The sequence below is a fragment of the Shinella sp. GW821-FHT10F02 genome (assembly GCF_058809275.1).
In genome coordinates this window covers 21,634-44,710 of record NZ_JBXASL010000008.1, presented here as the reverse complement: position 1 = coordinate 44,710, position 23,077 = coordinate 21,634, and the positions used below count along the sequence as shown (strand labels likewise).

Annotated in this window: 24 protein-coding genes; 11 read left to right on the top strand and 13 right to left on the bottom strand. The window is 65.9% G+C overall.

What is annotated here, in order from left to right; genetic code table 11:
• Positions 1 to 65: 65 nt before the first annotated feature.
• Both AC1RWL_RS23620 and AC1RWL_RS23615 read left to right on the top strand, forming a co-directional pair.
• Positions 66 to 428 (top strand): DUF4406 domain-containing protein, encoded by a 363-nt coding sequence (locus AC1RWL_RS23620; protein WP_435267243.1) that lies wholly within the window; start codon positions 66 to 68, stop codon positions 426 to 428.
• A 108-nt stretch (positions 429 to 536) separates the two neighbouring features.
• Positions 537 to 944, top strand: coding sequence for a VOC family protein (locus AC1RWL_RS23615; RefSeq protein WP_493095661.1), 408 nt, complete (start codon positions 537 to 539; stop codon positions 942 to 944).
• Between the two features lie 40 nt (positions 945 to 984).
• On the opposite strand, the gene AC1RWL_RS23610 is transcribed toward AC1RWL_RS23615, so the two are convergent.
• The 3 genes from AC1RWL_RS23610 to AC1RWL_RS23600 all read right to left on the bottom strand — a co-directional run bounded on the left by AC1RWL_RS23610 (position 985) and on the right by AC1RWL_RS23600 (position 2,423).
• Positions 985 to 1,722, bottom strand: coding sequence for a DUF4198 domain-containing protein (locus tag AC1RWL_RS23610; RefSeq protein WP_493095660.1), 738 nt, complete (start codon positions 1,720 to 1,722; stop codon positions 985 to 987).
• 104 nt (positions 1,723 to 1,826) lie between these two features.
• The gene (locus tag AC1RWL_RS23605) at positions 1,827 to 2,174 is read right to left on the bottom strand and encodes an MmcQ/YjbR family DNA-binding protein (RefSeq protein WP_493095659.1); all 348 of its coding nucleotides are present in this window, start codon (positions 2,172 to 2,174) and stop codon (positions 1,827 to 1,829) included.
• A 54-nt stretch (positions 2,175 to 2,228) separates the two neighbouring features.
• A complete protein-coding gene (locus tag AC1RWL_RS23600; RefSeq protein ID WP_493095658.1) occupies positions 2,229 to 2,423 on the bottom strand; it encodes a hypothetical protein in 195 nt (64 codons plus the stop codon).
• Between the two features lie 103 nt (positions 2,424 to 2,526).
• Between AC1RWL_RS23600 and AC1RWL_RS23595 the strand changes: the two genes are divergently transcribed.
• Positions 2,527 to 3,447: a LysR substrate-binding domain-containing protein gene (locus AC1RWL_RS23595; RefSeq protein ID WP_493095657.1), complete on the top strand. Its 921-nt coding sequence runs from the start codon at positions 2,527 to 2,529 to the stop codon at positions 3,445 to 3,447.
• On the opposite strand, the gene AC1RWL_RS23590 is transcribed toward AC1RWL_RS23595, so the two are convergent.
• Positions 3,431 to 4,090, bottom strand: a complete 660-nt coding sequence (locus tag AC1RWL_RS23590) for a glutathione S-transferase family protein (RefSeq protein WP_493095656.1) — start codon at positions 4,088 to 4,090, stop codon at positions 3,431 to 3,433. The two genes, AC1RWL_RS23595 and AC1RWL_RS23590, sit on opposite strands and share 17 nt — an antisense overlap.
• Before the next feature lie 180 nt (positions 4,091 to 4,270).
• On the opposite strand from AC1RWL_RS23590, the gene AC1RWL_RS23585 reads away from it, so the two are divergent.
• The 3 genes from AC1RWL_RS23585 (at position 4,271) to AC1RWL_RS23575 (ending at position 6,725) form a co-directional block, all read left to right on the top strand.
• Complete coding sequence (locus tag AC1RWL_RS23585; RefSeq protein WP_493095655.1) at positions 4,271 to 4,654, top strand: hypothetical protein; 384 nt, start codon at positions 4,271 to 4,273, stop codon at positions 4,652 to 4,654.
• A 72-nt stretch (positions 4,655 to 4,726) separates the two neighbouring features.
• The gene (locus AC1RWL_RS23580) at positions 4,727 to 6,106 is read left to right on the top strand and encodes a PepSY-associated TM helix domain-containing protein (protein WP_493095906.1); all 1,380 of its coding nucleotides are present in this window, start codon (positions 4,727 to 4,729) and stop codon (positions 6,104 to 6,106) included.
• A gap of 118 nt (positions 6,107 to 6,224) precedes the next feature.
• Entirely contained in the window at positions 6,225 to 6,725 is a 501-nt protein-coding gene (locus AC1RWL_RS23575) for a copper chaperone PCu(A)C (protein ID WP_256118706.1), read from the top strand.
• Between the two features lie 5 nt (positions 6,726 to 6,730).
• Here the strand turns inward: AC1RWL_RS23575 and AC1RWL_RS23570 are convergent, their stop codons facing one another.
• The 3 genes from AC1RWL_RS23570 to AC1RWL_RS23560 all read right to left on the bottom strand — a co-directional run bounded on the left by AC1RWL_RS23570 (position 6,731) and on the right by AC1RWL_RS23560 (position 8,907).
• On the bottom strand, positions 6,731 to 7,132 hold the full coding sequence (locus AC1RWL_RS23570) for a type II toxin-antitoxin system VapC family toxin (RefSeq protein ID WP_493095905.1): 402 nt from the start codon (positions 7,130 to 7,132) through the stop codon (positions 6,731 to 6,733).
• On the bottom strand, positions 7,132 to 7,386 hold the full coding sequence (locus tag AC1RWL_RS23565) for a type II toxin-antitoxin system Phd/YefM family antitoxin (RefSeq protein ID WP_439631617.1): 255 nt from the start codon (positions 7,384 to 7,386) through the stop codon (positions 7,132 to 7,134). Before AC1RWL_RS23565 ends, AC1RWL_RS23570 begins: the two co-directional genes overlap by 1 nt.
• 156 nt (positions 7,387 to 7,542) lie before the next feature.
• Complete coding sequence (locus AC1RWL_RS23560; protein WP_493095654.1) at positions 7,543 to 8,907, bottom strand: TIGR03808 family TAT-translocated repetitive protein; 1,365 nt, start codon at positions 8,905 to 8,907, stop codon at positions 7,543 to 7,545.
• A 237-nt stretch (positions 8,908 to 9,144) separates the two neighbouring features.
• Here AC1RWL_RS23560 and AC1RWL_RS23555 point away from each other — a divergent pair, with 237 nt between their 5' ends.
• The 4 genes from AC1RWL_RS23555 to AC1RWL_RS23540 all read left to right on the top strand — a co-directional run bounded on the left by AC1RWL_RS23555 (position 9,145) and on the right by AC1RWL_RS23540 (position 15,078).
• Positions 9,145 to 11,445, top strand: a complete 2,301-nt coding sequence (locus AC1RWL_RS23555) for a putative bifunctional diguanylate cyclase/phosphodiesterase (RefSeq protein ID WP_439631613.1) — start codon at positions 9,145 to 9,147, stop codon at positions 11,443 to 11,445.
• Positions 11,446 to 11,508: 63 nt separating this feature from the next.
• Positions 11,509 to 11,955 (top strand): MarR family winged helix-turn-helix transcriptional regulator, encoded by a 447-nt coding sequence (locus AC1RWL_RS23550; protein ID WP_493095653.1) that lies wholly within the window; start codon positions 11,509 to 11,511, stop codon positions 11,953 to 11,955.
• Between the two features lie 221 nt (positions 11,956 to 12,176).
• Positions 12,177 to 13,187: a ligase-associated DNA damage response exonuclease gene (locus AC1RWL_RS23545; RefSeq protein WP_493095652.1), complete on the top strand. Its 1,011-nt coding sequence runs from the start codon at positions 12,177 to 12,179 to the stop codon at positions 13,185 to 13,187.
• A 265-nt stretch (positions 13,188 to 13,452) separates the two neighbouring features.
• On the top strand, positions 13,453 to 15,078 hold the full coding sequence (locus AC1RWL_RS23540; RefSeq protein WP_493095651.1) for a cisplatin damage response ATP-dependent DNA ligase: 1,626 nt from the start codon (positions 13,453 to 13,455) through the stop codon (positions 15,076 to 15,078).
• A 1-nt stretch (position 15,079) separates the two neighbouring features.
• Here the strand turns inward: AC1RWL_RS23540 and AC1RWL_RS23535 are convergent, their stop codons facing one another.
• The 4 genes from AC1RWL_RS23535 to AC1RWL_RS23520 form a co-directional block, all read right to left on the bottom strand.
• On the bottom strand, positions 15,080 to 15,325 hold the full coding sequence (locus tag AC1RWL_RS23535; protein ID WP_493158493.1) for a hypothetical protein: 246 nt from the start codon (positions 15,323 to 15,325) through the stop codon (positions 15,080 to 15,082).
• 49 nt (positions 15,326 to 15,374) lie between these two features.
• Positions 15,375 to 16,334, bottom strand: a complete 960-nt coding sequence (locus AC1RWL_RS23530; protein ID WP_493095649.1) for a glutathione S-transferase family protein — start codon at positions 16,332 to 16,334, stop codon at positions 15,375 to 15,377.
• Between the two features lie 91 nt (positions 16,335 to 16,425).
• Entirely contained in the window at positions 16,426 to 18,558 is a 2,133-nt protein-coding gene (gene scpA / locus AC1RWL_RS23525; RefSeq protein ID WP_493095648.1) for a methylmalonyl-CoA mutase, read from the bottom strand.
• A 229-nt stretch (positions 18,559 to 18,787) separates the two neighbouring features.
• Positions 18,788 to 20,176 (bottom strand): methylmalonyl-CoA mutase family protein, encoded by a 1,389-nt coding sequence (locus AC1RWL_RS23520; RefSeq protein ID WP_493095647.1) that lies wholly within the window; start codon positions 20,174 to 20,176, stop codon positions 18,788 to 18,790.
• A gap of 237 nt (positions 20,177 to 20,413) precedes the next feature.
• Here AC1RWL_RS23520 and AC1RWL_RS23515 point away from each other — a divergent pair, with 237 nt between their 5' ends.
• The gene (locus AC1RWL_RS23515) at positions 20,414 to 21,190 is read left to right on the top strand and encodes a L,D-transpeptidase (RefSeq protein WP_256118717.1); all 777 of its coding nucleotides are present in this window, start codon (positions 20,414 to 20,416) and stop codon (positions 21,188 to 21,190) included.
• Between the two features lie 144 nt (positions 21,191 to 21,334).
• Here the strand turns inward: AC1RWL_RS23515 and purN are convergent, their stop codons facing one another.
• Positions 21,335 to 22,003, bottom strand: coding sequence for a phosphoribosylglycinamide formyltransferase (gene purN, locus AC1RWL_RS23510; protein WP_493095646.1), 669 nt, complete (start codon positions 22,001 to 22,003; stop codon positions 21,335 to 21,337).
• Positions 22,000 to 23,073 carry a phosphoribosylformylglycinamidine cyclo-ligase gene (gene purM / locus AC1RWL_RS23505; protein WP_493095645.1) on the bottom strand — a complete coding sequence of 358 codons (1,074 nt, stop codon included), beginning with the start codon at positions 23,071 to 23,073 and terminating at the stop codon, positions 22,000 to 22,002. The genes purN and purM overlap by 4 nt, the downstream gene beginning before the upstream one ends.
• Positions 23,074 to 23,077: the final 4 nt, after the last annotated feature.

The following is a 23,077-nucleotide window of genomic DNA, read 5'->3' as shown; positions in this document are numbered from 1 at the left end:
AATATTCGTGAAATATCCAGAAAATTCCGGATATTTCGTGCAAAGAAAATAGTAAGGAGTAAATCATGCTGATCCTGATTGCCGGCCCCTATCGCTCGGGCACGGGAGACGACCCGCAAAAGATGGCGGAGAATTTGCAGCGGTTGGAGGCGCCGTCCTATGCGCTGTTCAAGGCCGGGCATGTGCCGATGATCGGCGAATGGGTGGCGCTACCCGTCTGGCATGCGGCGGGTGGCGAGACGATCGGCGATGCGCTGCACGAGGAAATCTTTTATCCCGTTGCGCACCGCCTGCTCGAGCTGTGTGAGGGCGTGCTGCGGCTGCCCGGCGCGTCCAAGGGTGCGGACAATGACGTGCGCATCGCCCGCGAACGCGGCATTCCGGTCTGGCATCGGCTGGAGGACGTGCCGGGCTGCGCGGCGGCATAAAAATCTGCGCGGGCTTGTCGGCATCGGACGTCGCTTTACGTCCTTGTGGCATGACGGGGCGATCCGCCGGTGGCGGACCCCGCACAGCAAGCAAAAAGGAGGATTTCCATGCGCATGATCTTCGTCAACCTGCCCGTCAAGGACCTGGCGGCTACCCGCCGCTTCTTCAACGCGCTCGGCTACAGCTTCAACGAGGCCTTCAGCGACGACACCGCCGCCTGCATGGTGGTGGACGAAAACATCTTCGTCATGCACCTGACGGAAGCAAAATTCGCCCAGTTCGTGAAGGGCGAGGTGGGCGATCCGGAAAAGCAGACGCAGGTGCTGACCTGCCTTTCGGCCGCAAGCCGACAGGAGATCGACGACATCAAGGCCAAGGCGCTCGCCGCCGGTGCGCGCGAATGGCAGCCGAACATCGAATTCGGCCCCATGTACGGCTGCTCCTTCCAGGACATCAACGGCAATGTCTGGGAGTTCATGTTCATGGACCAGTCCGGCGGCCAGTCGATCGGCTGACGAGGCCAGGCCCGCGCCCCGTGGCGCGGGCCTTTTCGCATCAATCGTCGTGTTTGTGCGCTTCGGCGATGAAGCTCAGCGTCGCGGTGTAGCCGATCGTGTCGGCCTTCGGGTCGTTTTCCAGCGGCACGCCATGGTCGACCGACAGCACGTTCAGCCCGTCATTGCGGATCGCCACCACGACCTCGCCATCCGCATCCGTCGGCTCACTCTTCAGCGCGGCCTGATTGATGTAGTCGAGCGTCACGACTGCGCCGGCAAGCGGCTTGCCGTCATGGAGCACGCGCAGCCGGATCGGGTCGCCGGCCTTGCGGCCGATCGGATTGTCGAGCGGAATGATCTGCAGATCCTGTTTCGGGAAATCGGGCAGGGCGTCATGCACATGCAGCAGCGAGAGGCTGTTCTTGATGTAATGGCCGGTCGCCTTGGCATCCGCCACCTTGTCCTTCGGCTCGTTCACCCAGGTCCCGTCCGCCTTTTCGCTCCAGTAGCCGTTGTCGAAGGTCAGCGCGATGGCGGCCGGCTCGCCCTCCGGCTTCAGGATCGCGTGCTTGTCGCGCTTGTCGATGGTGACAGGCGCGGCCGTGCCGTCCTCGGCGATGGCGATCGCCTGCGTGATGCGGGCCGGGTCATAGGCATCGTCGCCGGCGCCGTGGCCGTAGATGACGCCGAGTTCGCCCCAGCGCTCCGCCACCCAGGCGCCATGCGCGCCGGCCGTTGCGGGAAGGAGGAGGGCGAACGACAGCGCGCCCGAAACAGCGATGATCCGTTTCAGCATTTTGGTCTCCGAATTGGTAATGTTATTACGTTACAAATCCGGTTTAACCTTGCGGCGGGAAGGGTGTCAAGCGTCTCGAAAAAGGTGGGGCGAGGGGGCGGTGTTCAGCCGAACGTCTTGCGCAGCTTTGCGGGCGCCTTGTAGCGCCAGGCTTCGGTGATCCGGTGCTGCAATTCCGCGTCGTCGATCGCCGCCGCGCGGATGAGAAGGGCCGGCCAGCCGCGGTAATGATCGGTCTCGTAGTAGATGTCGGGCGCCATCTCGATCAGGCGCTCCTTCTCGTCGAGCGGCGCCATCAGCACCAGCGTCTCGGCATCCTTGACGCGCAGAAACAGCTTTCCCGCCACCTTGAGCGCCGGCGTGCCGTAGGAGGTGCCCGTCTCGACGCCCGGCAGGTGTTGCGAGAGGCGCTGGAGCCGCACCAGCAGCGCGTCGTTCTCGTCATCCGGCATGCAAAATCCTCCCCGGGCAGGATACACCGGCGCGGGGAGGACTTCGAGGGAGGATCAGGCCGGGTGTTTGCAGCTTTCCTCGACGGACACCCGCGGACGGAAGAGGCCAAAGGGCAGGTCGCCGAGCGCGCGCGAATCCATCGTCTCGATATCGGGGTGGGAGAGCGGATCGCGCATCCAGACGGGCGTGTCCGCGGGGTCCGCCCCGGCTTTCAGCGCCGCGGCCACTCTGGAGAAAATCTTGAACATTGCCTTCTCCTTGCGGTTCGTTACCATTGTCGATGGCTGATAATCGCGCCGAAACGCCCTCCGGGCAATCGAGCAGATCAGGAAGAGGCTATAGAAAAGCTATATGAAGAACCTCAATCGCGTGCATCTGAACGGCCTTCGGGCGCTGGAGGCGGTGGGCCGGCTCGGCTCGCTGCAGGCGGCGGCCGACGAGCTCGGGGTGACGGTCGGCGCCGTCAGCCAGCAGGTCATCAAGGCGGAGGAGCAGCTCGGCCGGGCGATCTTCGAGCGCACCGCGCGGGGCCTGCGCGAGACTGCCTCTGGCACGCCCTTCCTCGCGAGCCTCTCCGCCGCCTTCCGCCAGCTTTCCGAGGCGGTCGCGACCACCCAGCGGCGCGACGATGCGATCCTGACGATTTCCGTCGCGCCGATCTTCGCGTCGCGCTGGCTCATCCACCGCATCGATCGCTTCGCCGCCGCCCATCCGGATATCAGCCTGCGCATCGAGGCGACGACGACGCTGGTCGACCTCGCGCGCTCCGATGTCGATCTCGGCATTCGCGTCGGCCCCGGCACCTGGCCGGATGTGACGGCGGAGTTCCTGATGCCGCAGGTGATGTTCCCGGTCTGCGCCCCGGCGCTGGCGGATGGTATCAGGACGCCGCAGGACCTGTCGGCGCAGCCGGCGGTGGTCGATGGCAACGATGCCTTCACCTGGCAGCGCTGGCTGAAGGCGGCCGGTTTCGACGTGCCCGCGCCGAAGGCCCGTCACGTCTTCTCCGATGCCTCGCTCTGCCTCGATGCGGCGCTGGCCGGGCAGGGGGTGCTGCTCGCCTGGCCGGTGCTCGCCTCCTGGGCGCTGCGTGAGGGGCGGCTGGTGGCGCCGTTCCCCATCCGGGTGGATACCGGCATGGGCTATTATTTCGTCACGGCCCCGGGTCTGCCGGAGCCGCGCAAAGTCTCGCTGTTCAAGCGCTGGCTGCGTGATGCCATCGCCGAAGATGGCGAGGACGGTTTTGCCGGCGCGATCATTCCGGCTCGTTAGACCGCGTCTCCATCATGGTCTTGAAGGCGGCGCGCGACTGGCACTGTTCCAGCCAGGCCTTGACGTTCGGCGCGGCGTCGAAAAGCGCCGTCTGGCTCATCGCGTATCGAAACACCTCCGCGAGGTTGAGGTCGGCCACGGTAAAGCGGTCGCCGACGACATGGCCGGTGGCGGCCAGGTGCTGGTCGAGCCGCGCGAAACACTTTTTCAGCGCCTTGTTCGCGGCGCGGATCGTCAGCCGCCCCTGTTCGCTTTCGGCGGCCTGGACATCGCGCAGCATGATGATCTTCACCGCATGCGGCTCCACCTCGGTCGCCGCCCACATCGTCCATTGCAGCATCTCGGCCTCTTCCGTCACCGTCTGGCCGGAAAGCGGGCCGCCGTGCTTGCGGGCGAGGTAGAGGTTGATCGCCAGCGATTCCGTCATCACGAAGCCGCCGTCGTCGATGCAGGGGATGAGGCCTGTCGGATTAACGGCGAGAAATTCCGGCGACTGGGTGTTAAGCGGCGCATTCGCCGCCTGCACGTCGTCGAGCCGGTAAGCCTGCACGATCGGCACGGAGGTGAAGGGCAGGCCAAGTTCGCCGGCCAGCCAATAGTTGCGCGAGGCGCGGGAACGGTAGACGCCGTAGATGGTAAGCATGGAATCCTCCTGATTGCGGCGGCACCTTAGGGGGCGTTCTTGCGGAACGGTAGAGCGCTTGCCTGATCGATCGATGAATTGTCGTGATGGCCGGGCAGGGGAGCCCGCTTTGTCGCATTGACGTTCTGCCGCCATCAGATTAAGGCCGATATATCCGCGCGATTGCGGAAGGGACGACCGATGACACGAGGCACGACAAGCTGGGCTGCCTGCCTGCGCATGCTTTGCGCAGTCGCCATGCTGTTCGTCGGTTTCGCCCACCAGCCGGCTTCGGCTCTGGAGCCGACGGCGCTCGAACTCGTGCAATATACCCTGCCGGACGGCACCGTGCCGGACCTCTGTCTCAATGGCAGCGTCGACGGTAAGGCCCGGCATGCCACCCCCATCAAGTGCGAGGCCTGCCGCATCGGCGGTGCCATGCTGATGCCGGAGCCGGCCGATCTCGCCGGCGCCAACCTGGCTTTCCGCCTGGTCGCCGCCCTGCCGCTCGTCGAAGAGGCGCTTCATTCCAAGCGCGACCGTCCCGGCGCCCCGCCGCGCGCACCACCCTTCCTGTCCGCCTGATTTTCCGTGATCCGCGCGGCCTGCCGTCGCGCGCCCGAAATCCAGCCTGACAGGACCCCTTGCATGTCCGTTATCTCCGATGCGCCGGCCCTTGCCGCCGCCGAACCTTCCGCGCTCGCCCAGCGCCTCTACCGCGCCATCTGGCGCTGGCATTTCTTCGCCGGCCTTCTCGCCGTGCCCTTCATGGTCAGCCTCGCCATCACCGGCGGGCTCTATCTCTTCAACGACGAGATCGACGCGAGCCTGTTCCGCTACCGCAACTATGTCGCGGTCGGCACCGCGGAACTGCCGCCCTCCGCAATCGTCGAAAAGGCGCTCGCCACTGTACCGGGCAGCACGCTCGCCTCCTACCGCACGCCCGCCGGCGCGGATCGTTCCGCCCGCGTGACGCTCGCCAGCGATGCCGGCAGAATGCTCGTCTTCGTCGACCCCTATGACGGCGCCGTGCTCGATACCCTCCCGGCGAACCAGGAGTTCAACCAGGTCGTCGAGGACCTGCACAGCCTCGATTATTTCGGCACCTCCTGGGAGCGCATCATCGAGGTCGTCGCCGGCTTCGCCATCGTGCTGGTGCTGACCGGCCTCTATCTCTGGTGGCCGCGCAATGCCACCGGCGGCGTCGTCAGCGTGCGCGGCACGCCGGCCCGGCGCGTCTTCTGGCGCGACATCCACGCCGTCACCGGCGTCTTCGCAAGCGTCGTCATCCTGTTCATGGCGTTTTCCGGCCTGCTCTGGTCCGGCTTCTGGGGCGCCAAGGTCAATGCGACGCTGACGGCCAACGGCATGGGCTATCCGGTCGAACTCTGGGACCGCGTACCGCATTCCATGCTGATCACCACCGACGTGCTGCCGAAAGCCTCCTGGCTGATGGAAAACGCCCCGGTGCCGCAATCGACCGTTCCCGCTGACGGCCAAAAGGCCCTGCCGCCGATCGGCCTCGACAATGCCGTGACGATCGCCAACGCCGCCGGCATGCTGCCCGGCTACGAGCTGTCGCCACCCTCGGGCCAGACCGGCGTCTACACCGCGGCAATCTACCCGGCCGATCTGGAATACGAGCGCACGATCCATATCGACCAATATTCCGGCGAGCGCCTCGTCGATACCGCCTTTGCCGACTATCCCGCGACCGGCAAGGCGATCGAATGGAGCATCAACGTGCACAAGGGCCAGGAATGGGGGCTGTTCAACCAGCTCCTCATGCTGTCGACTTCCTTCATCGTCATCGCGATGAGTGTGTCGGCCGTCGTCATGTGGTGGAAGCGCCGGCCGAAGGGCCGCATCGGCGTGCCGCCGGCCCCGCGCGAAAAGCGCATCTATTTCGGCCTCTGGGCCATCGCCGCCATCTTCGGCGTGCTCTTTCCGCTGACAGGCATCACCATCCTCGCCATGATCCTTCTCGACCAGCTCGTCATCCGCTTCGTGCCGCCGCTCAGGCGCATCTTCTCGTGACCAGAGCATGTCCGGTGAACTCCGGTTCACCGGACATGCTCCAGGTTTTTGTTTTGCCGCATTATCCGACGCCGAAGCGAAGTCGCTTCGGCTGGAAATGCTCTAGAAAGGAATTTTCATGAAACGCATGCTTGCAACGGTTCTCGCGCTGGCGCTCTCGGCCTCGGCCGTTTTCGCCCACGAATTCACCCTCGGCAATCTCGAAATCCACCACCCGGCTTCCAAGGCGACGCTGCCCGGCCAGCCGGTCGGCGGCGGTTTCCTCACCATCACCAACAAGGGCAGCGAGGCCGACCGCCTCGTCTCCATCACCGCGCCGACGGTTTCCGACGACGTGCAGCTTCACGAGATGGCCATCGAGAACGACATCATGAAGATGCGCCAGCTGCCCGACGGCATCGAAATCCCCGCCGGCGCCACCGTCGAGCTCAAATCCGGCGCCCAGCACGTCATGTTCATGAGCATCAAGCAGCCCTTCAAGGAAGGCGAAAGCTTCAAGGCGACCCTGACCTTCGAAAAGGCGGGCACGATCGACGTCGACTTCAAGATCGAAGCCGCCAAGCCCGGCGCAAAACAGGGCGACGCCGCATCCGGCAACCATGAGGGCCATGGCGGCTGAGGCTGCTACAGCTCCCAGGGGTTGAGGCAGGCGGCGCCGGTATCGGCAAAATCGGCGATGTTACGTGTGACCACGATCAGGTCGTGCACAAGGGCAGTGGCAGCGATCAGGCCGTCCGCTCCGCCGCGGGGGCGCAGCGCCGAAACGCGGCCCCATTCAACGGCGATCCGGTCGGTAATTGGAAGGATGCGTGCCGCGTGGTCCTGCCGGAGGCGGGCGAGCCATGCGGAGAGATGCGCGGCCGTCTGCGGATCGGAGCGTTCCTTGAGAGCAATGCCGCGCATGATCTCGCCGAGCGTGATGACGCTCAGATAGAGCCGGTCGGGGTCCGCGGAGCGCAGCCAGTCGAGCGCCTGGGGCGTGCCGCGCCGCGCTTCGGACAGCACGTTCGTGTCGAGCAGGTACATCAGAGCGTGACGTCGCGCCGGGGCCATTCCGGCCGGGCCTCGATGGCGTCGACAAGGGCGTCATCCCAGGCGGGGCCGGCAAGAAGGTCGTCGACGAAGCTCGGCCGGCCAGACTTCAGCGCATTGTAGTCCTCGATCGAAAGAACCACCGCCGTCTGCTGGCCCCGCCGTGTCACGACCTGCGGGCCTTCCGTGCGGGCCTTGTCGACGACCTTGGAGAACTGGTTCTTTGCATCCTGCAACTGCCATTCCATGGGCGCCTCCTGGCTAGACTGTCTAGCTAGAATAAGGCTTGCAGCGTGCCATTGCAAGACAGCGGATGAGGAAGCGGTACCTGGACAGCCCGCCCCCCCATCCACCATGGCGCCTCTCCGTTCGGGCAGGAAGGAGAGACGCGTTTCGGGACGGGCTCAGCCCGTCCGGTTGCGTTCGATCGTCAGGTGCGCGTAGGTGGCGCCTTCCGTCGCGAGGTCGCCGGTGGTGCGTTCGTTCCAGCGGTAGCCGGCGATCGCGCCGTCTGGGGTGTCCTCGAAGATGTTGCCGGAGATCAGCGCCGAGCCTGCCTCCTCCACGACCGTCACGGCGCAGCCGACCGGGCTCTTGCGCACCAGGTTGCCGCTGACGACGAGGCCGCGCATGAACGGCCCCCAGCCGAGCATCAGGCCCCATTTCGGCGCGTTCTCGATCGTGTTGCCGGAAACCACCGTGTCGGCTTCCACCGCGATGCCGAAGCCGAAACCCGCGCCGTCATGCACATAGGGGCCTTCAAGCTTGAGGTTGCGCACGACATTGCCGGTGACGGTGGCGAGCCTTCCGCCCTCGTTGAAATTAACGATGAGGATGCCGTTGGCGGCGCCGTCGATCAGGTTGCCGTTGACGATCGCGCCTTCGAAGCCGAATTCCGAGTAGATCGCCGTCTCGCCGCTGTCGAGGCAGGTATTGCCTGATATCTGCACGTTCGAGCCGGCATTGGCGCGGATGGCGGAGAAGGCGCAGCCGGAGAGGTGGTTGTTCGTCACCATCACGTCGTCGGCGCGGAAGATGTTGATGCCGTTGCCATATTCGCCAGTGCCGCCGCGCGTGGCCGCCATGCGCGCGATGCGGTTGCCGGAAACGATCGTGCCGTCGCGACCCTTCTGCCAGCGATGGATCAGGATGCCGCCATTGCCGCAGTCGAAGACATGGTTGCCGGTGACGGAGAGGTCGTGGCTCTCGACGGCGTAGAGCGCATAGTCGGCAGCCCCCGAAAGCCGGTTGCGCTCGATGCGCCCGCCGCAGCGTTGCAGGCTGACCGCGGTTTTCGACGAGCCCTTGATCTCGCAGTTCTCGATCGTCACCTGGGCGACGTTGCTCAGGTGCACCAGGCCCTCGACCGTGTCGTCCAGCCAGCGGTTCGCCCCGTCGATGACGAGATTGGCAAGCTCGACCCGGGCAAGTCCGTCGGCGGCGAAGAGGTGGCCGTCGCCGCCATAGAGGATGCGGGTGGCGCCCGGAACGCCGGTGATGCGCGTGTTGTCGGGCAGGGTGACGTTGGAGATCGTATAGTCGCCGGGCGGCAGGAAGACCGGCATGTTCTTGCCCGCCGCCTCCTTCAGGAGCTTGGCGAAGGCCTTGCTCTTGCGGTCGCCGGCCCCCGGGCGGATGCCGTGCGCGGAGGCATCGATGCTGCCGCGCAGGTCCACGTCGAGGATCGGCATCGGCTCGCTTTGGGCTGCCGCCGCGGTGGCGAGGCCGGCCGCACCCAGGCCTGAAAGGAATAACCGTCTGGTAACCATGATAGCTCCTTGCCGGTCAAGGAGCAGGAACCGTGCCAAGTGGTTTTGTGCCGAAACGGAACAATCGGGGTGATGCCCGCCCAAGTTGCCGAAAGATGTGACGGAAAGCCCGCATTGGCAGCATTTCGCTGGTTTCCTTTAGGGTTGGATAACGACTTGGCATGTACCTTTGGGTGTTACCGGGAAGAGGCGGCGGCCGGCAGTGTCCTTCCTTGCGTTTGAAAATTGCAGGGGTTCATGTCGACGAAACTGTCCCACCTTGGCAACGACGACGCCGACGCGACGGCGCGATTGATGTCCGCCAGCGAGCGCCTGATGAGCGAGGCAGCAAGGCTGTTCCCGCTTGCCGCCGCGCAGAACGACCGCACGATCTGGCTGGAGGCCATGATCGACGAGGTGCCGGACTATCTCTATTTCAAGGACAGCAACTGCCGCTTCGTCGTCGCCAACCGGGCGATCGTCAAGGACAATTACCGCGAAGGGCTGGAAAGCCTGGAAGGCATGTCCGATTTCGACATCCATCCCGAACATGTCGCCCGCGGCTTCTTCGAGACGGAGCAGGAGATCATCCGCTCCGGCCGGCCGATGCTCGACATGGAGGAGCTGATCCGCGATTCCCGCGGCAATCTCAAATGGCTTTTGACCTCCAAGCTGCCGGTGCGCAACGGCGCCGGCGAGGTGATCGGCATCGTCGGCATCGCGCGCGACATCACCGAGCGCAAGCGCTCCGAGAGCCTGCATGTCGGCCAGGCGCATCTCCTCAAGATGATCGCGCTCGGCGCGCCGCTGGTCGAGGTGTTTTCCTCGCTGATCCTGCTGATCGAGGCGCATGTTTCCGACGTCACCGGCTCGATCCTGATGCTGGCGCCCGACGGCAAGCACATCGTCAACGGGGCCGCGCCAAACCTCGACCCCGCCTATTGCCGGCTGATCGAGGGCGCCGAGATCGGCCCGGCGATGGGCTCCTGCGGCACCGCCATGTGGCGCGGCGAACCGGTCATCGTGTCCGATATCGCGACCGACCCACTGTGGGACGATTATCGCGCGCTGGTGGCGCCCTATGGCTTCCGCGCCTGTTGGTCCTCGCCGATCCGCTCCTACCAGGGCAAGGTGCTCGGCTCCTTCGCGCTCTATTCCCGCACGCCGGGCGAACCTTCCGCCGAATGCATGAAGCTCGTCGGCATGGCGACGCACATTGCCGGCATAGCCATCGAGCGCAAGGAGGCCGAAGACAGCATCCAGTTCATGGCGCATCACGACACGTTGACGGGCCTGCCGAACCGCAGCATGCTCGACGAGCGCGTCGCTTCTGCCATCGAGGCGGCGGATGAGCGCGGCGGCACCATGACGCTCGCCTTCCTCGACCTCGACAATTTCAAGCTGGTCAATGACAGCCTCGGCCATCATGCCGGCGATGCGCTGCTGAAGATCGTCGCCGCGCGCATGCTGGCCTGCGTGCGCGCCAGCGACAGCATCGTGCGCCTCGGCGGTGACGAATTCGTCGTGTTGATCAACGGCGCGCCGCGCAAGGGCGAAACGGTGGAAGACCGGCTGCGCGCCGTGCGCGAGGCGGTGGCCGAGCCGGTCGAGATCGAGGGCCGCTCCTTCCAGGTCACCTGCAGCATGGGCGTCGCCGCCTATCCGGAGCATGGCCGCAACGCCACCGAACTGCTCGCCCGGGCCGACGCCGCCATGTACCGCGCCAAGGAAATCGGCCGCGATGCCATGCAGGTCTTCACCGCCGAACTCGCCAACCGGGCGCATGAAAAGCTGGAACGGCAGGAGGAGTTGCGCCGCGCGCTCGCCCAGCAGGAGCTTTTCCTGCAATACCAGCCGCAGATGGATCTCAAGACCGGCCGCATCTTCGCCGTCGAGGCGCTGATCCGCTGGAGGCACCCGGACCGTGGCCTCGTGGGGCCGGGCGATTTCATTCCGCTGGCGGAGGAAACCGGCCTGATCGGCCCGATCGGCGACTGGACGCTGCGCGCCGCCTGCCGGCAGAACAAGGCCTGGCAGGTCTCCGGCCTGCCGCCCATCGTCGTCAGCGTCAACGTCTCGGCCCGCCAGTTTCAGGAGAAGGACTGGGTCGAGCGCGTGGCCGCGGCCCTTGAGGAAAGCGGGCTGGAGGCGCGTTACCTGGAACTGGAACTGACCGAAAGCCTGATCATGGAGGACGTGCAGCAGGCGGTCGCCACCATGCTTCGGCTGGAACAGCTTGGCGTGACGCTGGCCATCGACGATTTCGGCACCGGCTATTCGAGCCTCGCCTCGCTGAAGCGCTTCCCGGTCGGCCGCCTGAAGATCGACCGTTCCTTCGTGCAGGACCTGCCGGACGACGGCGACGACGCGGCGATCGCCCGTGCCGTCATCTCGCTCGCCCATTCGCTGCAGCTGCGCGTCATCGCCGAAGGGGTCGAAACCCGCGAGCAGATGGAATTTTTGCGCGAGGCCGGATGCGACGAGATCCAGGGCTATTACCTCAGCCGCCCCATCGATGCCCGCGCGCTCCAGGCGATCCTCTGCATCCCGAATCTCTGATATTCCCCGCAGTGCGGGCTGCCGGGTCTTGACATTGTTACGTTGATATCAACAGTAAGAATCATGCTTGATGACGTGCTGATTCCCTACGAGACGACGCTTTTCGTGCGTGACAACTGCCTGTGCCTGCATGTGCAGCGCGCCGCGCGCGCCCTTGCGCGGCGTTTCGACGATGCGCTGCGCCCGCATGGCCTCACCAACGGCCAGTTCTCGCTGCTGATGGCGCTGAACCGTCCCGAGCCGCCGCCGATGGGGCCGGTCGCGACACTGCTCGCCATGGACCGCACCACGCTCACCGCCGCCCTCAAGCCGCTCGAACGCCGCGGCCTCGTGAAGGTCGAGGCCGACCCGCGCGACCGCCGCGGCCGCCTGCTGCGGTTGACCGTCGAGGGCCGCCGCCTGCTGACCCAGGCCTTTCCGACCTGGAAGGAAACGCATGCCAAGGTCGACCAGCAACTCTCCGCCGTCGACATGACCGCATTGCGCGCCGGCATGCTGGCGCTCGCCTGAGCGATGTGTCCTCGGGTCGAGCCCGAGGATGACGGAAGAGAAGAGCTGATCGGTTGACGAGAGCACCTTTGCAGCATGCCGCGCCGGTCGATGGTCCTGCGGCTTCTCCTCCCCACCGTCATCCTCGGGCTCGACCCGAGGATCCACCGGCACGGCCCGCCCGCCCGGCATCACCTCGCCCCCCACTGGCAGAGCGCGCGAAAGCCACTATCTTCCCTGGCATGAAGCCCGACCAACTGCTCAAACCGGCGCCCGCTGGCCTCTATTGCCCCGCCGGCGATTTCTACATCGATCCCGTCCGCCCCGTGGCGAGGGCGCTCGTCACCCATGGCCATTCCGACCATGCCCGCGCCGGCCACGGCGCGGTGCTGGCGACACGCGAGACGCTCGACATCATGGAGATCCGCTATGGCGAGGATTTCTGCGGCTCCTCGCAGGCCGCCGCCTTCGGCGAGCGCATCGATCTCAACGGCGTCACCGTCTCCTTCCACCCCGCCGGCCATGTGCTCGGCTCGGCGCAGATCGCGGTGGAAAAGGACGGCCTGCGCATCGTCGCATCGGGCGACTACAAGCGCGGCGCCGACCCGACCTGCGCGGCCTACGAGCCCGTGCCCTGCGACGTCTTCATCACCGAGGCGACCTTCGGCCTGCCGGTGTTCCACCATCCGGAGCCCAAGGCCGAGATGGGCAAGCTGCTGACCTCGCTGAAACAATTCCCCGAGCGCAGTCACCTTGTCGGCGCCTATTCGCTCGGCAAGTCGCAACGTGTCATCCGGCTCCTGCGCGATTGCGGCTATGACTTGCCGATCTACATTCACGGCTCGCTGGCGCGGCTCTGCGACTATTATGTCAGCCGCGGCATCGATCTCGGCGACCTGCGGCCGGCCACGCTGGAAAAGGGCGACCCGACCGATTTCCGCGGCGCCGTCATCGTCGGCCCGCCGTCGGCCTTCGCCGACCGCTGGGCGCGCCGCTTCAACGAACCGCTCATCGCCTTCGCCTCCGGCTGGATGATGGTGCGCCAGCGCGCCAAGCAGGGCGGCGTCGAACTGCCGCTCGTCATCTCCGACCATTGCGACTGGCCGGAACTCACCGAGACGATCCGCGAACTGGCGCCAAGCCAGGTCTGGGTGACCCACGGCCGCGAGGAAGCGCTGGTCCGCTGGTGCGAACTCGCCGGCGTGCCGGCCCGCCCGCTGCATCTGGTGGGCTATGAGGATGAGGGGGATTGATGCGCATGAGCCTGTACCCTTCACTCCTTCTGACGGTTCCGCGCCCGATGTGGGTGCGTGTTGGCGCGCGGCCGGCGCGTCAGACCGATCTCCCCCCTTGTGGGGGAGATGCCCGGCAGGGCAGAGGGGGGTGCCCTCTCGCCGCATACGGTGCCGAACCGTCGCCACCCCCCTCTGTCGCCTTCGGCGACATCTCCCCCACAAGGGGGGAGATTGGTGGGAGTTTGCCGCTCCGGCGAGTTTTCATCCGAGGGGGCTTGCGGTCATGAGAGCCTTCGCAACCCTCCTCGACCGCCTGGTCCTCACCCCCTCGCGCAACGGCAAGCTCAAACTCCTCGCCGACTATTTTCGCGACACGCCGGACCCCGACCGCGGCTACGGCCTTGCGGCAATCGCCGGCACGCTGGACCTGAAGAGCGTCAAGCCGGCGCTGCTGCGCGAACTCGTGCTGGAGCGCATGGATGAGGTGCTGTTCCGCTATTCCTACGACTATGTCGGCGATCTGGCGGAAACCATCGCGCTCGTCTGGGACCAGGAGCGCAAGGAGCGCGTGCCGGACGAGGCGCAGCCGCGGCTGAGCGCCGTCGTCACCCGCATGAACGCACTCGGCCGTACCGAGGTGCGCGGTGCCGTGCGCGATCTGCTGGAACAACTCGATCCCTCCGCCCGCTTCGCCTTCCTCAAGCTTGCGACCGGCGGCCTGCGCATCGGCGTCTCGGCGCGCCTCGCCAAGCAGGCGCTCGCCGATTTCTCCGGCAAGGACATCACCGAGATCGAGACGTTGTGGCACGGCATCTCGCCGCCCTACGAGCCGCTCTTCGCCTGGCTGGAGGGCCGCGCCGACCGCCCGGTATTGGCGACGCCGGCGATCTTCCACTCCGTCATGCTCGCCAATCCGGTGGGCGAGGGCGACCTCGACAATCTCGACCCCGCCGATTTCGCCGCCGAATGGAAATGGGACGGCATTCGCGTGCAGATGTCCTCCGCGGGCACGACGCGTCGCCTCTATTCCCGCTCCGGCGACGACATCTCCGCCGCCTTTCCGGACGTGCTGGACGCGATCAATTTCGAAGGCGTGGTCGACGGCGAACTGCTCGTCGGCGGCACGGCGCGGATGAACAGCCCGACGCGCACCTTCTCCGATCTCCAGCAGCGCCTGAACCGCAAGACCGTCAACACGAAGATGCTGGACGACTTCCCCGCCTTCGTGCGCGCCTATGACGTGCTGTTCGACGGCGAGGCGGATGTGCGCCCGGAGACCTTCACCGCCCGTCGCGCCCGCCTCGGCCACCTCATCGAAAAGGCGCCGCACGACCGCTTCGACCTGTCGCCGCTCGTGCCCTTCGCCACCTGGGAGGAGCTGGAAACCATCCGCCGCGAACCGCCCGACCCGGTCATCGAGGGCGTCATGATCAAGCGCCTCGACAGCCCCTACCAGGCCGGCCGCATGAAGGGGCCGTGGTTCAAGTGGAAGCGCGACCCCTACAATGTCGATGCGGTGATGATGTATGCCCAGCGCGGTCACGGCAAACGGTCGAGCTACTATTCCGACTTCACCTTTGGCGTCTGGACGGCAGGGCCGGAGGGCGACATGCTGGTGCCCGTCGGAAAAGCCTATTTCGGCTTCACCGATGCCGAGCTGGAAGTGCTCGACCGCTACGTGCGCAACAACACGACCGACCGTTTCGGCCCGGTGCGCGCCGTGCGCGCCGAACCCGCCTACGGCTTTGTGCTGGAAGTCGCCTTCGAAGGCATCAACCGCTCCACCCGCCACAAATCCGGTGTCGCCATGCGCTTCCCCCGCATCGCGCGGCTGCGGCAGGACAAGCTGCCGGCGAATGCCGATCGGTTGGAAACACTGATGGCAATGGTGGAGGCGAAGGAGGCCTGACCTATCGCGCGCGGAACCAGGCGACCAGTTTCCACGTCGCGATCAGCGCCGAGACGATGAGGATGGCGAAGGAGGCAAGGGTGGCCGTAAACAAGACGCTGCCATAGCCGGCCACAGGGTCGTTACACTGGAAACCACCGAAGCCGAAGGCGCAATGACGCTCGGAGAGCATGCTGGACAGTGCGAGAACGACAGCCGAGACGACTGCCGCCAAAAGGCTTGCCAAGGGGAATGGCCGTGCTCTCATCGGCGCCGACCATTCCGTAACCCGCCCCCGTCGTCAAGGCGTGGCGGGGTTAAAACCCTAGCGCCGAAAGGTCCGGCCCCGCCGGCACGATGCCGTTCGGATTCAATGACTTGATCGAATAATAGCCGTTCTTGATATGGTCGATGCTGACCGTCTCGCGCACGCCCGGCAGGTCCAGCACCCGCTTCGTATAGGCCGAGAGCGCCGGATAATCGGCGATGCGCTGGCGGTTGCATTTGAACAGGCCGTAATAGGCGGCGTCGAAGCGGATGAGGGTGACGAAGAGGCGGATATCCGCCTCGGTGAAGGTCGCGCCCGTCAGGAACGGCCCGCCGGCGGCAAGCCGCGCTTCCAACTCGTCCAGCATGGCGAAGACGCCGTGGAAGGCTTCGTCATAGGCGACCTGCGTGGTGGCGAAGCCGGCGCGGTAGACGCCGTTGTTGAGGGCCGGATAGATGCGCTCGTTCAGCGCGTCGATTTCGGCGCGCAGGGCTTCCGGGTAGAGATCGACGCTCTCGTCCGCCAGGGCGCCGAAACCGCTGTTCAGCATGCGCACGATATCGGCGGATTCGTTGTTGACGATGGTCTTGCGCTGCTTATCCCAGAGCACCGGCACGGTCGCGCGACCGGTGAAGGTGGCGTCGGCACTGGTGTAGATCTCGTGCATATAGGTCGCGCCGTTCAGGTCGTCGCGGTTGGCGCCGAGATAGTCGCCGAAGCGCCAGCCCTGCTCGGAAAGCGCCGGCTCCACGACGGAGACGGAGATGACGTCTTCCAGCTTCTTGAGTTTTCGGGTGATCAGCGTGCGCGAGGCCCAGGGGCAGATCAGGGCGACATAGAGATGGTAGCGCCCGCTCGCGGCCTCGAAACCGCCTTCGCCCGTCGGCCCGGCGCTGCCGTCCGGCGTCACCCAGTTGCGGAAGCTCGAAACCTGCCGCACGAAGCCGCCCTTGGCGTCCGTCGCCTGCACGGGCTGCCAGTCTTCCGTCCATTTGCCGTTGACCAGCATCGCGTCACCTCGTTCGGTTTCAGTTGACCCGACCTATCGCCCGCGCACGAAAACGGCAATTCCGCCGCCGATTGACACAGCGTTCACAAACTCACGCGAGCAGCCGGTCGATCAGTGCCGAAGCGGCATCCGCAATCACGGTGCCGGGCGGGAAGATCGCATCGGCGCCGGCCTGTTCCAGTGCGGGAAAATCCTGTGGCGGGATGACGCCGCCGACCGCGATCAGTATGTCGCGCGCGCCGCGTTTCACCAGCGCCGCCTTCAACTCCGGCACCAGCGTCAGGTGCCCGGCGGCCAGCGACGAGGCGCCGACGATATGCGCGCCCTCGCGGATGGCGAGTTCCGCCACCTCTTCCGGCGTCTGGAACATGGCGCCGACAATGACATTGAAGCCGAGATCGGCAAAGGCGGTGGCGATGACCTTTTGCCCGCGATCGTGCCCGTCCTGCCCCATCTTGGCGACGAGAATGGAGGGCTTTTCGCGCCGCAGCGTCTCGAAGGCCGCGACCTTGTCGACGGCGGCGTTGAAGGCCCGGTCGTTGGCGCCCATCTCCTTGCGGTAGACGCCGGAAATCGTGCGCACCTCCGCAACGTGGCGGCCAAAAGCCTTTTCCAGCGCATAGGCGATCTCGCCGACCGTCGCCCGGGCGCGGGCCGCCTTCACGGCGAACTCCAGCAGGTTGCCGTCGCCGCTCTTCGCCACGCCGGTCAGGGCATCGAGCGCGCTTTCGGCCGCCGCCGTGTCGCGCGTGCCCTTCAATTGCTGGAGTTTGGAGAGCTGCCGGGCGCGCACCTCGGAATTGTCGACCTTCAGCACGTCCACCTCGATGTCGCGTTCAGGCCGCGAGAAATTGACGCCGACGACGGTCTGCTGGCCTGAGTCGATGCGCGCCTGCGTGCGGGCGGCGGCCTCCTCGATGCGTAGTTTCGGAATGCCCTTCTCGATCGCCTTCGCCATGCCGCCGAGCGCCTCCACCTCCTCGATATGGGAGAGCGCACGCGCGGCGAGGTCGTGCGTCAGCCGTTCGACATAGGCCGAGCCGCCCCAGGGGTCGATGATGCGCGTCGTGCCGCTTTCCTTCTGCAGCAGGATCTGCGTGTTGCGGGCGATGCGGGCGGAATAGTCGGTGGGCAGCGCCAGCGCCTCGTCGAAGGAATTGGTGTGCAGCGATTGCGTGTGCCCCTGCGTCGCCGCCATCGCCTCCACCATGGTGCGCATGACATTGTTCATCGGGTCCTGCGCCGTCAGCGACCAGCCGGAGGTCTGGCAATGGGTTCTGAGCGCCAGCGACCGGGCATCCTTCGGCGCAAAATTCGTCTTCATCAGCGCCGCCCAGATCAGCCGCGCGGCGCGCATCTTGGCGACTTCCATGAAGAAATTCATGCCGATCGCCCAGAAGAAGGAGAGCCTTGGCGCAAACGTGTCGATGTCGAGCCCGGCGGCGACGCCCGCGCGGGCATACTCGATGCCATCGGCGATGGTGTAGGCGAGCTCCAGGTCCGCCGTCGCCCCCGCCTCCTGCATGTGGTAGCCGGAGATCGAGATGGAGTTGAACTTCGGCATGCGCCGGCTGGTATAGCTGAAAATGTCGGAGATGATCCGCATCGAGGGCTGCGGCGGGTAGATATAGGTGTTGCGGACCATGAACTCCTTCAAAATGTCGTTCTGGATGGTCCCGGACAGCTTGTCCTCGGAGACGCCTTGCTCCTCCGCCGCGACGATGAACAGGGCCATGATCGGCAGCACCGCGCCGTTCATGGTCATGGAAACGCTCATCTCGTCCAGCGGAATGCCGTCGAAGAGCTGGCGCATGTCGAGAATGGAATCGATCGCCACTCCCGCCATGCCGACATCGCCGGCCACACGCGGATGGTCGCTGTCATAGCCGCGATGGGTGGCGAGGTCGAAGGCGACGGAGAGGCCCTTCTGGCCGGACGCGAGGTTGCGCCGGTAGAAGGCGTTCGATTCCTCTGCGGTGGAGAAGCCGGCATATTGCCGGATCGTCCAGGGCTGCTGGACATACATGGTGGGGTAGGGGCCGCGCAGATAGGGTGCCGCACCCGGCCAGGTGTCGAGGTAGGAAAGCCCGGCAAGGTCCGCCTCGCCATAGGCGCCCGCGACGGTGATGCCCTCCGGGGTGCACCATGCGGCCTCGCCGGTGGGGGCTGTGGGGGTGGTCGGCTTTGACCAGGCGATGGCGGAGAAATCGGGGATCCGGCTCATGCGGCGGCTCCTGCGGTGCGGCATTCTGGGTGGGCCACGGAGAGGACAGGTGTTGTCGCTGCACCCCCCTCTGCCCTGCCGGGCATCTCCCCCACAAGGGGGGAGATTGGATGGGGCAATGTTTCGCCCATGTCCAATGTTGCAATTTGAGCGCCGTCCTTGCGTCTTGCCAATCTCCCCCCTTGTGGGGGAGATGCCCGGCAGGGCAGAGGGGGGAAAGCCACCCGCGTCACGCCGCCTCCTCCACCAAATCGGCCAGCAGCACCGGGCGAAGCCCGCCGACGATTACTGGCTCCGAAAGTGGCCCCAGCACCGTCATCGCCCGCTCCGCCTTCACCGGAAACAGCGTTGTCCCCACAATCGGCCGCGCCCGCCGCGCATCCCGCGCCGCCTCCACCAGCCGCTTCACCGCACCCGAAGCAACCGCAGCCGAAAGCCCGCCCATCTTCTCGATCCCGGCAAAACCCTCCCACGCCTTCTCCGCCAACCCATCTGTCAACGCCTCGATGCCGCCGGCACCCGCAGCCGGGTCGGTGACGTGGGCGAGGTTGCTTTCGGTGATCAGCACCACCTGTGTGTTGCGCGCGATGCGGCGCGCGAACGGGTCCGGCAGGCCGAGCGCCAGCGTGTGCGGCAGCACGGTGATCTCGTCCGCACCCGCGGTGCCGGCGGCGAAGACGGCGATGGTGTTGCGCAGGATGTTGGTCTCCGGATCGCGCCGCGTCAGCATGCGCCAGCTCGTCTCGGCGTGGATATGCGCGGGCTTCGGCGCGGAGATACCGCAGGCGGCCTGCATCTTCGCGTGGATCAGCCGCGCAGCGCGGAATTTCGCGGTGGTGAGGAACTGGTCCTGATCGGCGGCGAGCGACAGCGAGGTCGCGGCGAAGGTCGTTTCGGGCGCAACACCTGCCGCGTCGAGCAGGCGGAGATTTTCCGCGAGCGCCGCCGCGACGATGGCGAGTTCCAGCGCTTCGCCCGCCCCGGCATTGTGCGCCAGCCGGCCGTCGGCATTCAAGATCGTTCCGGAAAAGCCGAAGTCGATCAAGGTCTTGGCAGCGGCAGCGGAATCTCCTGTTTCAGGTGAGGAAGAGTTGAACGGATCGAGCCCGAAATGCACCGGCACGCCATGCGCTCCCGCCTCGTCGAGCGCGCGGGCGAGGGTTGCGGCAAGCGCGCGGTCGGCGTAGTCGGCTTCGAGGCGCAGCGAGAAGGGTGCCGCGGTGCGCGAGGCGGCAGTCTTGCGGAAGGCGGTTTCGCTGTCGGCGCGGATGCCCGTTCCGTGGGCGGCGGCGCTGCCGGCGAAGACGAGCGAAATGCCGGTCGCGCCGTTTTCGAGGTCGTCGGCCATCTGCGCGCGGGCGCGGGTCAGGTCGGCGTCGTCGCGGCGCTGGTTGACGGTCCAGGCATCGCCGGCATGCGGGGTGGCGGTGTGGTTGTGGGCGAGGGGCAGAGCGCCTTGCCGGCGGGCATGAATCGGCCGGATTTCCAGGCCCTCGTCGGTGCGGGAGACCAGCGTCGCCTCGAAATCCGCGCCCTTCAGCGCCTTTTCCGCAAGCTTGCGCCAGGCCGCTTCGTCCACGGGCGCAAACCCCGCTTTCTTCAAGATGCTCGCGTCCATCCCGTCGCGCACTCCCCTGTCCCGGCATTCCTATCCATCGGGGATACAGCGTAAAGCGCCACTTTGGTAGAGTGGCGGCAAGCCACAGTCGGCAAGAAAACAACGCGCGTAAGCCTGAGGTCAGCCGCAATTGCCACAATTGGGGCAGGGTTGTGGACCTAATTGGCATTTCGTTAGTTAGTGATTCAGCCTCTCGCGCCATTCTAGGCTTCCGCAAAACGGATATCGACGCCCCCCATGACCGACACCGCGCTTTCCCGCCGCCGCTTCCTGCAGTTCTCCGGCCTTGCCATGGCGACGGGTCTCGCCGGCTGCACCTCGTCCATGAATACGGACCGTTTCCGCGAGGAGACGCGGCCCTATTTCCGCAATCCCGCGCTGGAAGGCCGTCCGGAGTATATCGACGGCAGGGGTCCCATCAGCATTTACGGCCAGACGCCGCCCTCGGGCCTGCTGCCCGAATCCTCCCGTTACGCCTCGATCTACGCTTCGGTTTCGGACGGCGGCTACCAGGTGCCGGCCGTGCCCTACCAGCAGATCGATCCACGCTTCTACCGCCAGGAGGTCGAGAGCCCGTTTGCCGAAAAGCCGGGCACGATCATCGTCGATACCGGCAACCGCTTCCTCTATCTCATCCAGTCGAACGGCAGCGCCATGCGCTATGGCGTCGGCATCGGCCGGCAGGGTTTTGCCTGGTCGGGCCGCGGCGTCATCCAGTGGAAACAGGCCTGGCCGAAATGGACGCCGCCGGACGAGATGGTCGCGCGCCAGCCGGAACTGGTCAAATATTCCGGCGCCAACGGCGGCATGCCCGGCGGCCTCAACAACCCGCTCGGCGCGCGTGCCCTCTATATCTTCCAGAACGGCGAGGACACGCTCTACCGCCTGCACGGCTCGCCGGAATGGAAATCGATCGGCAAAGCCGTCTCATCGGGTTGCGTGCGCATGCTCAACCAGGATGTCATGGACCTCTACGACCGCGTGAAGGGCAAGGCGCCGATTCTCGTCATTTGATCACTGACACCGTCTCCCGCCAACCTCTCCTCCGTCATGGTCGGGCTTGACCCGACCATCCATGTTCCGGGCGCGGATTGATCCTCGGGTTAAACCCGAGGATGACGTTGGTGGGTGGGTAAAGGTCTGGGCCGAAAGAGGGCGTTAAACCGCCGCCGGTGAGATCAGATGCGCACCATCGATCTGCGGCAGATCTCCGCTGGAGACGGTCTTGCCGCCCTCCATGCGCACCTTGCCCTCGGCAACGAGCCGCAGCGCCAGTGGATAGCTGCGGTGCTCGATAGTCAGCACGCGCGACGCCAGCGTATCCGACGTATCGCCCGGCAGCACCGGCACGGCGGCCTGCACCACCACCGGACCCTCATCCATGCCCTCGGTCACGAAATGCACCGTGCAGCCGGCGATGCGCATGCCGGCGTCGATGGCGCGCTGGTGCGTGTGCAGGCCGGGGAAGAGCGGCAGCAGGGAGGGATGGATGTTGAGGATACGGCCTTCGTAGCGGTTGATGAAGGTGCCGGAGAGCAGGCGCATGTAGCCGGCGAGGCAGATGAGGTCGGGCGACAGTGCGTCGAGTGCCTCCAGGATGGCGGCCTCGTGGGCTTCCTTGCTGGCAAAATCCTTGCGCAGGAAGGCGCGGGCCGGGATGCCGAGCGCCTCGGCTTTTTGTAGCCCACCGGCCTCCGCCTTGTCGGAAAAGACCGCGACAATCTCCGCCGGGAAGTCCGGGCTTTCCGCGGCCTTCGCCAAAGCCAGCATGTTGGAGCCGCCGCCGGATATGAAGGCGACGACGCGCTTGCGTGCCGTCTGGCTCATAGGGCGAGCGTGCCCTTGTAGATCGTGCCGGCGGCACCCTCTTCGCGGGCAACCATGCGGCCGAGGCGGAAGGCGGTCTCGCCTTCACGGGCCAGCACGGCGGCAACCGTGTCGGCCTTGTCGGCCGGCACCACGGCGATCATGCCGACGCCGCAGTTGAAGGTGCGCAGCATTTCCTTGGCTTCCACGCCGCCGGTGCGGGCGAGCCAGGAGAAGACGGCCGGTGCCTTGACGGCGTCGAGGTCGATTTCGGCGGCAAGGTGCTTCGGCAGCACGCGCGGAATGTTTTCCGGAAAGCCGCCGCCGGTGATGTGCGCCAGCGCCTTGATCGAGCCGGTCTCGCGGATCGCCTTCAGCAGCGGCTTCACATAGATCTTGGTGGGCGTCAGCAGCGCTTCGCCAAGGCTCTTGGACGTATCGAACGGCGCTTCGGCATCCCAGGCGAGGCCGGAGAGCGAGACGATCTTGCGCACCAGCGAATAGCCGTTGGAATGCACGCCGGAGGAGGCGAGGCCGAGGATGACGTCGCCTTCCGCGATATCGCCGGCCGGCAGCAGCTTTCCGCGCTCGGCGGCACCCACGGCAAAGCCCGCGAGGTCGTAGTCGCCATGCGAATACATGCCGGGCATTTCCGCCGTCTCGCCGCCGATCAGCGCGCAGCCGGCCTGGCGGCAGCCCTCCGCAATGCCTTCGACGATGGCGGCACCCTGGTCCGGATCGAGCTTGCCGGTGGCGAAATAGTCGAGGAAGAAGAGCGGCTCGGCACCCTGCACCACGAGGTCGTTGACGCACATGGCGACGAGGTCGATGCCGACGGTGTCGTGGCGGTCGGCGTCGATGGCGATCTTCAGCTTGGTGCCGACGCCGTCGTTTGCGGCGACCAGCACCGGATCGGTGAAGCCGGCGGCCTTCAGGTCGAACAGGCCGCCGAAGCCGCCGATCTCGCCATCCGCGCCCGGGCGGCGCGTCGAGCGCACGGCCGGCTTGATCTTTTCCACCATCAGGTTGCCCGCGTCGATGTCGACGCCTGCATCGCTGTAGGTCAGACCGTTCTTTTCCGACTGGCTCATGGCT

Bases quoted from the DNA above. Each gene is read 5' to 3' on its own strand.
- AC1RWL_RS23575 (WP_256118706.1), top strand. From the start codon at position 6,225: ATGAAACGCATGCTTGCAACGGTTCTCGCGCTGGCGCTCTCGGCCTCG.
- AC1RWL_RS23610 (WP_493095660.1), bottom strand. From the start codon at position 1,722: ATGCTGAAACGGATCATCGCTGTTTCGGGCGCGCTGTCGTTCGCCCTC.
- scpA (WP_493095648.1), bottom strand. From the start codon at position 18,558: ATGAGCCGGATCCCCGATTTCTCCGCCATCGCCTGGTCAAAGCCGACC.
- AC1RWL_RS23620 (WP_435267243.1), top strand. From the start codon at position 66: ATGCTGATCCTGATTGCCGGCCCCTATCGCTCGGGCACGGGAGACGAC.
- AC1RWL_RS23590 (WP_493095656.1), bottom strand. From the start codon at position 4,090: ATGCTTACCATCTACGGCGTCTACCGTTCCCGCGCCTCGCGCAACTAT.
- purM (WP_493095645.1), bottom strand. From the start codon at position 23,073: ATGAGCCAGTCGGAAAAGAACGGTCTGACCTACAGCGATGCAGGCGTC.
- AC1RWL_RS23555 (WP_439631613.1), top strand. From the start codon at position 9,145: ATGTCGACGAAACTGTCCCACCTTGGCAACGACGACGCCGACGCGACG.
- AC1RWL_RS23550 (WP_493095653.1), top strand. From the start codon at position 11,509: ATGCTTGATGACGTGCTGATTCCCTACGAGACGACGCTTTTCGTGCGT.
- AC1RWL_RS23565 (WP_439631617.1), bottom strand. From the start codon at position 7,386: ATGGAATGGCAGTTGCAGGATGCAAAGAACCAGTTCTCCAAGGTCGTC.
- AC1RWL_RS23585 (WP_493095655.1), top strand. From the start codon at position 4,271: ATGACACGAGGCACGACAAGCTGGGCTGCCTGCCTGCGCATGCTTTGC.
- AC1RWL_RS23545 (WP_493095652.1), top strand. From the start codon at position 12,177: ATGAAGCCCGACCAACTGCTCAAACCGGCGCCCGCTGGCCTCTATTGC.
- AC1RWL_RS23595 (WP_493095657.1), top strand. From the start codon at position 2,527: ATGAAGAACCTCAATCGCGTGCATCTGAACGGCCTTCGGGCGCTGGAG.
- AC1RWL_RS23530 (WP_493095649.1), bottom strand. From the start codon at position 16,334: ATGCTGGTCAACGGCAAATGGACGGAAGACTGGCAGCCCGTGCAGGCG.
- AC1RWL_RS23520 (WP_493095647.1), bottom strand. From the start codon at position 20,176: ATGGACGCGAGCATCTTGAAGAAAGCGGGGTTTGCGCCCGTGGACGAA.
- AC1RWL_RS23600 (WP_493095658.1), bottom strand. From the start codon at position 2,423: ATGTTCAAGATTTTCTCCAGAGTGGCCGCGGCGCTGAAAGCCGGGGCG.
- AC1RWL_RS23560 (WP_493095654.1), bottom strand. From the start codon at position 8,907: ATGGTTACCAGACGGTTATTCCTTTCAGGCCTGGGTGCGGCCGGCCTC.
- AC1RWL_RS23540 (WP_493095651.1), top strand. From the start codon at position 13,453: ATGAGAGCCTTCGCAACCCTCCTCGACCGCCTGGTCCTCACCCCCTCG.
- AC1RWL_RS23615 (WP_493095661.1), top strand. From the start codon at position 537: ATGCGCATGATCTTCGTCAACCTGCCCGTCAAGGACCTGGCGGCTACC.
- AC1RWL_RS23605 (WP_493095659.1), bottom strand. From the start codon at position 2,174: ATGCCGGATGACGAGAACGACGCGCTGCTGGTGCGGCTCCAGCGCCTC.
- AC1RWL_RS23515 (WP_256118717.1), top strand. From the start codon at position 20,414: ATGACCGACACCGCGCTTTCCCGCCGCCGCTTCCTGCAGTTCTCCGGC.
- purN (WP_493095646.1), bottom strand. From the start codon at position 22,003: ATGAGCCAGACGGCACGCAAGCGCGTCGTCGCCTTCATATCCGGCGGC.
- AC1RWL_RS23535 (WP_493158493.1), bottom strand. From the start codon at position 15,325: ATGAGAGCACGGCCATTCCCCTTGGCAAGCCTTTTGGCGGCAGTCGTC.
- AC1RWL_RS23570 (WP_493095905.1), bottom strand. From the start codon at position 7,132: ATGTACCTGCTCGACACGAACGTGCTGTCCGAAGCGCGGCGCGGCACG.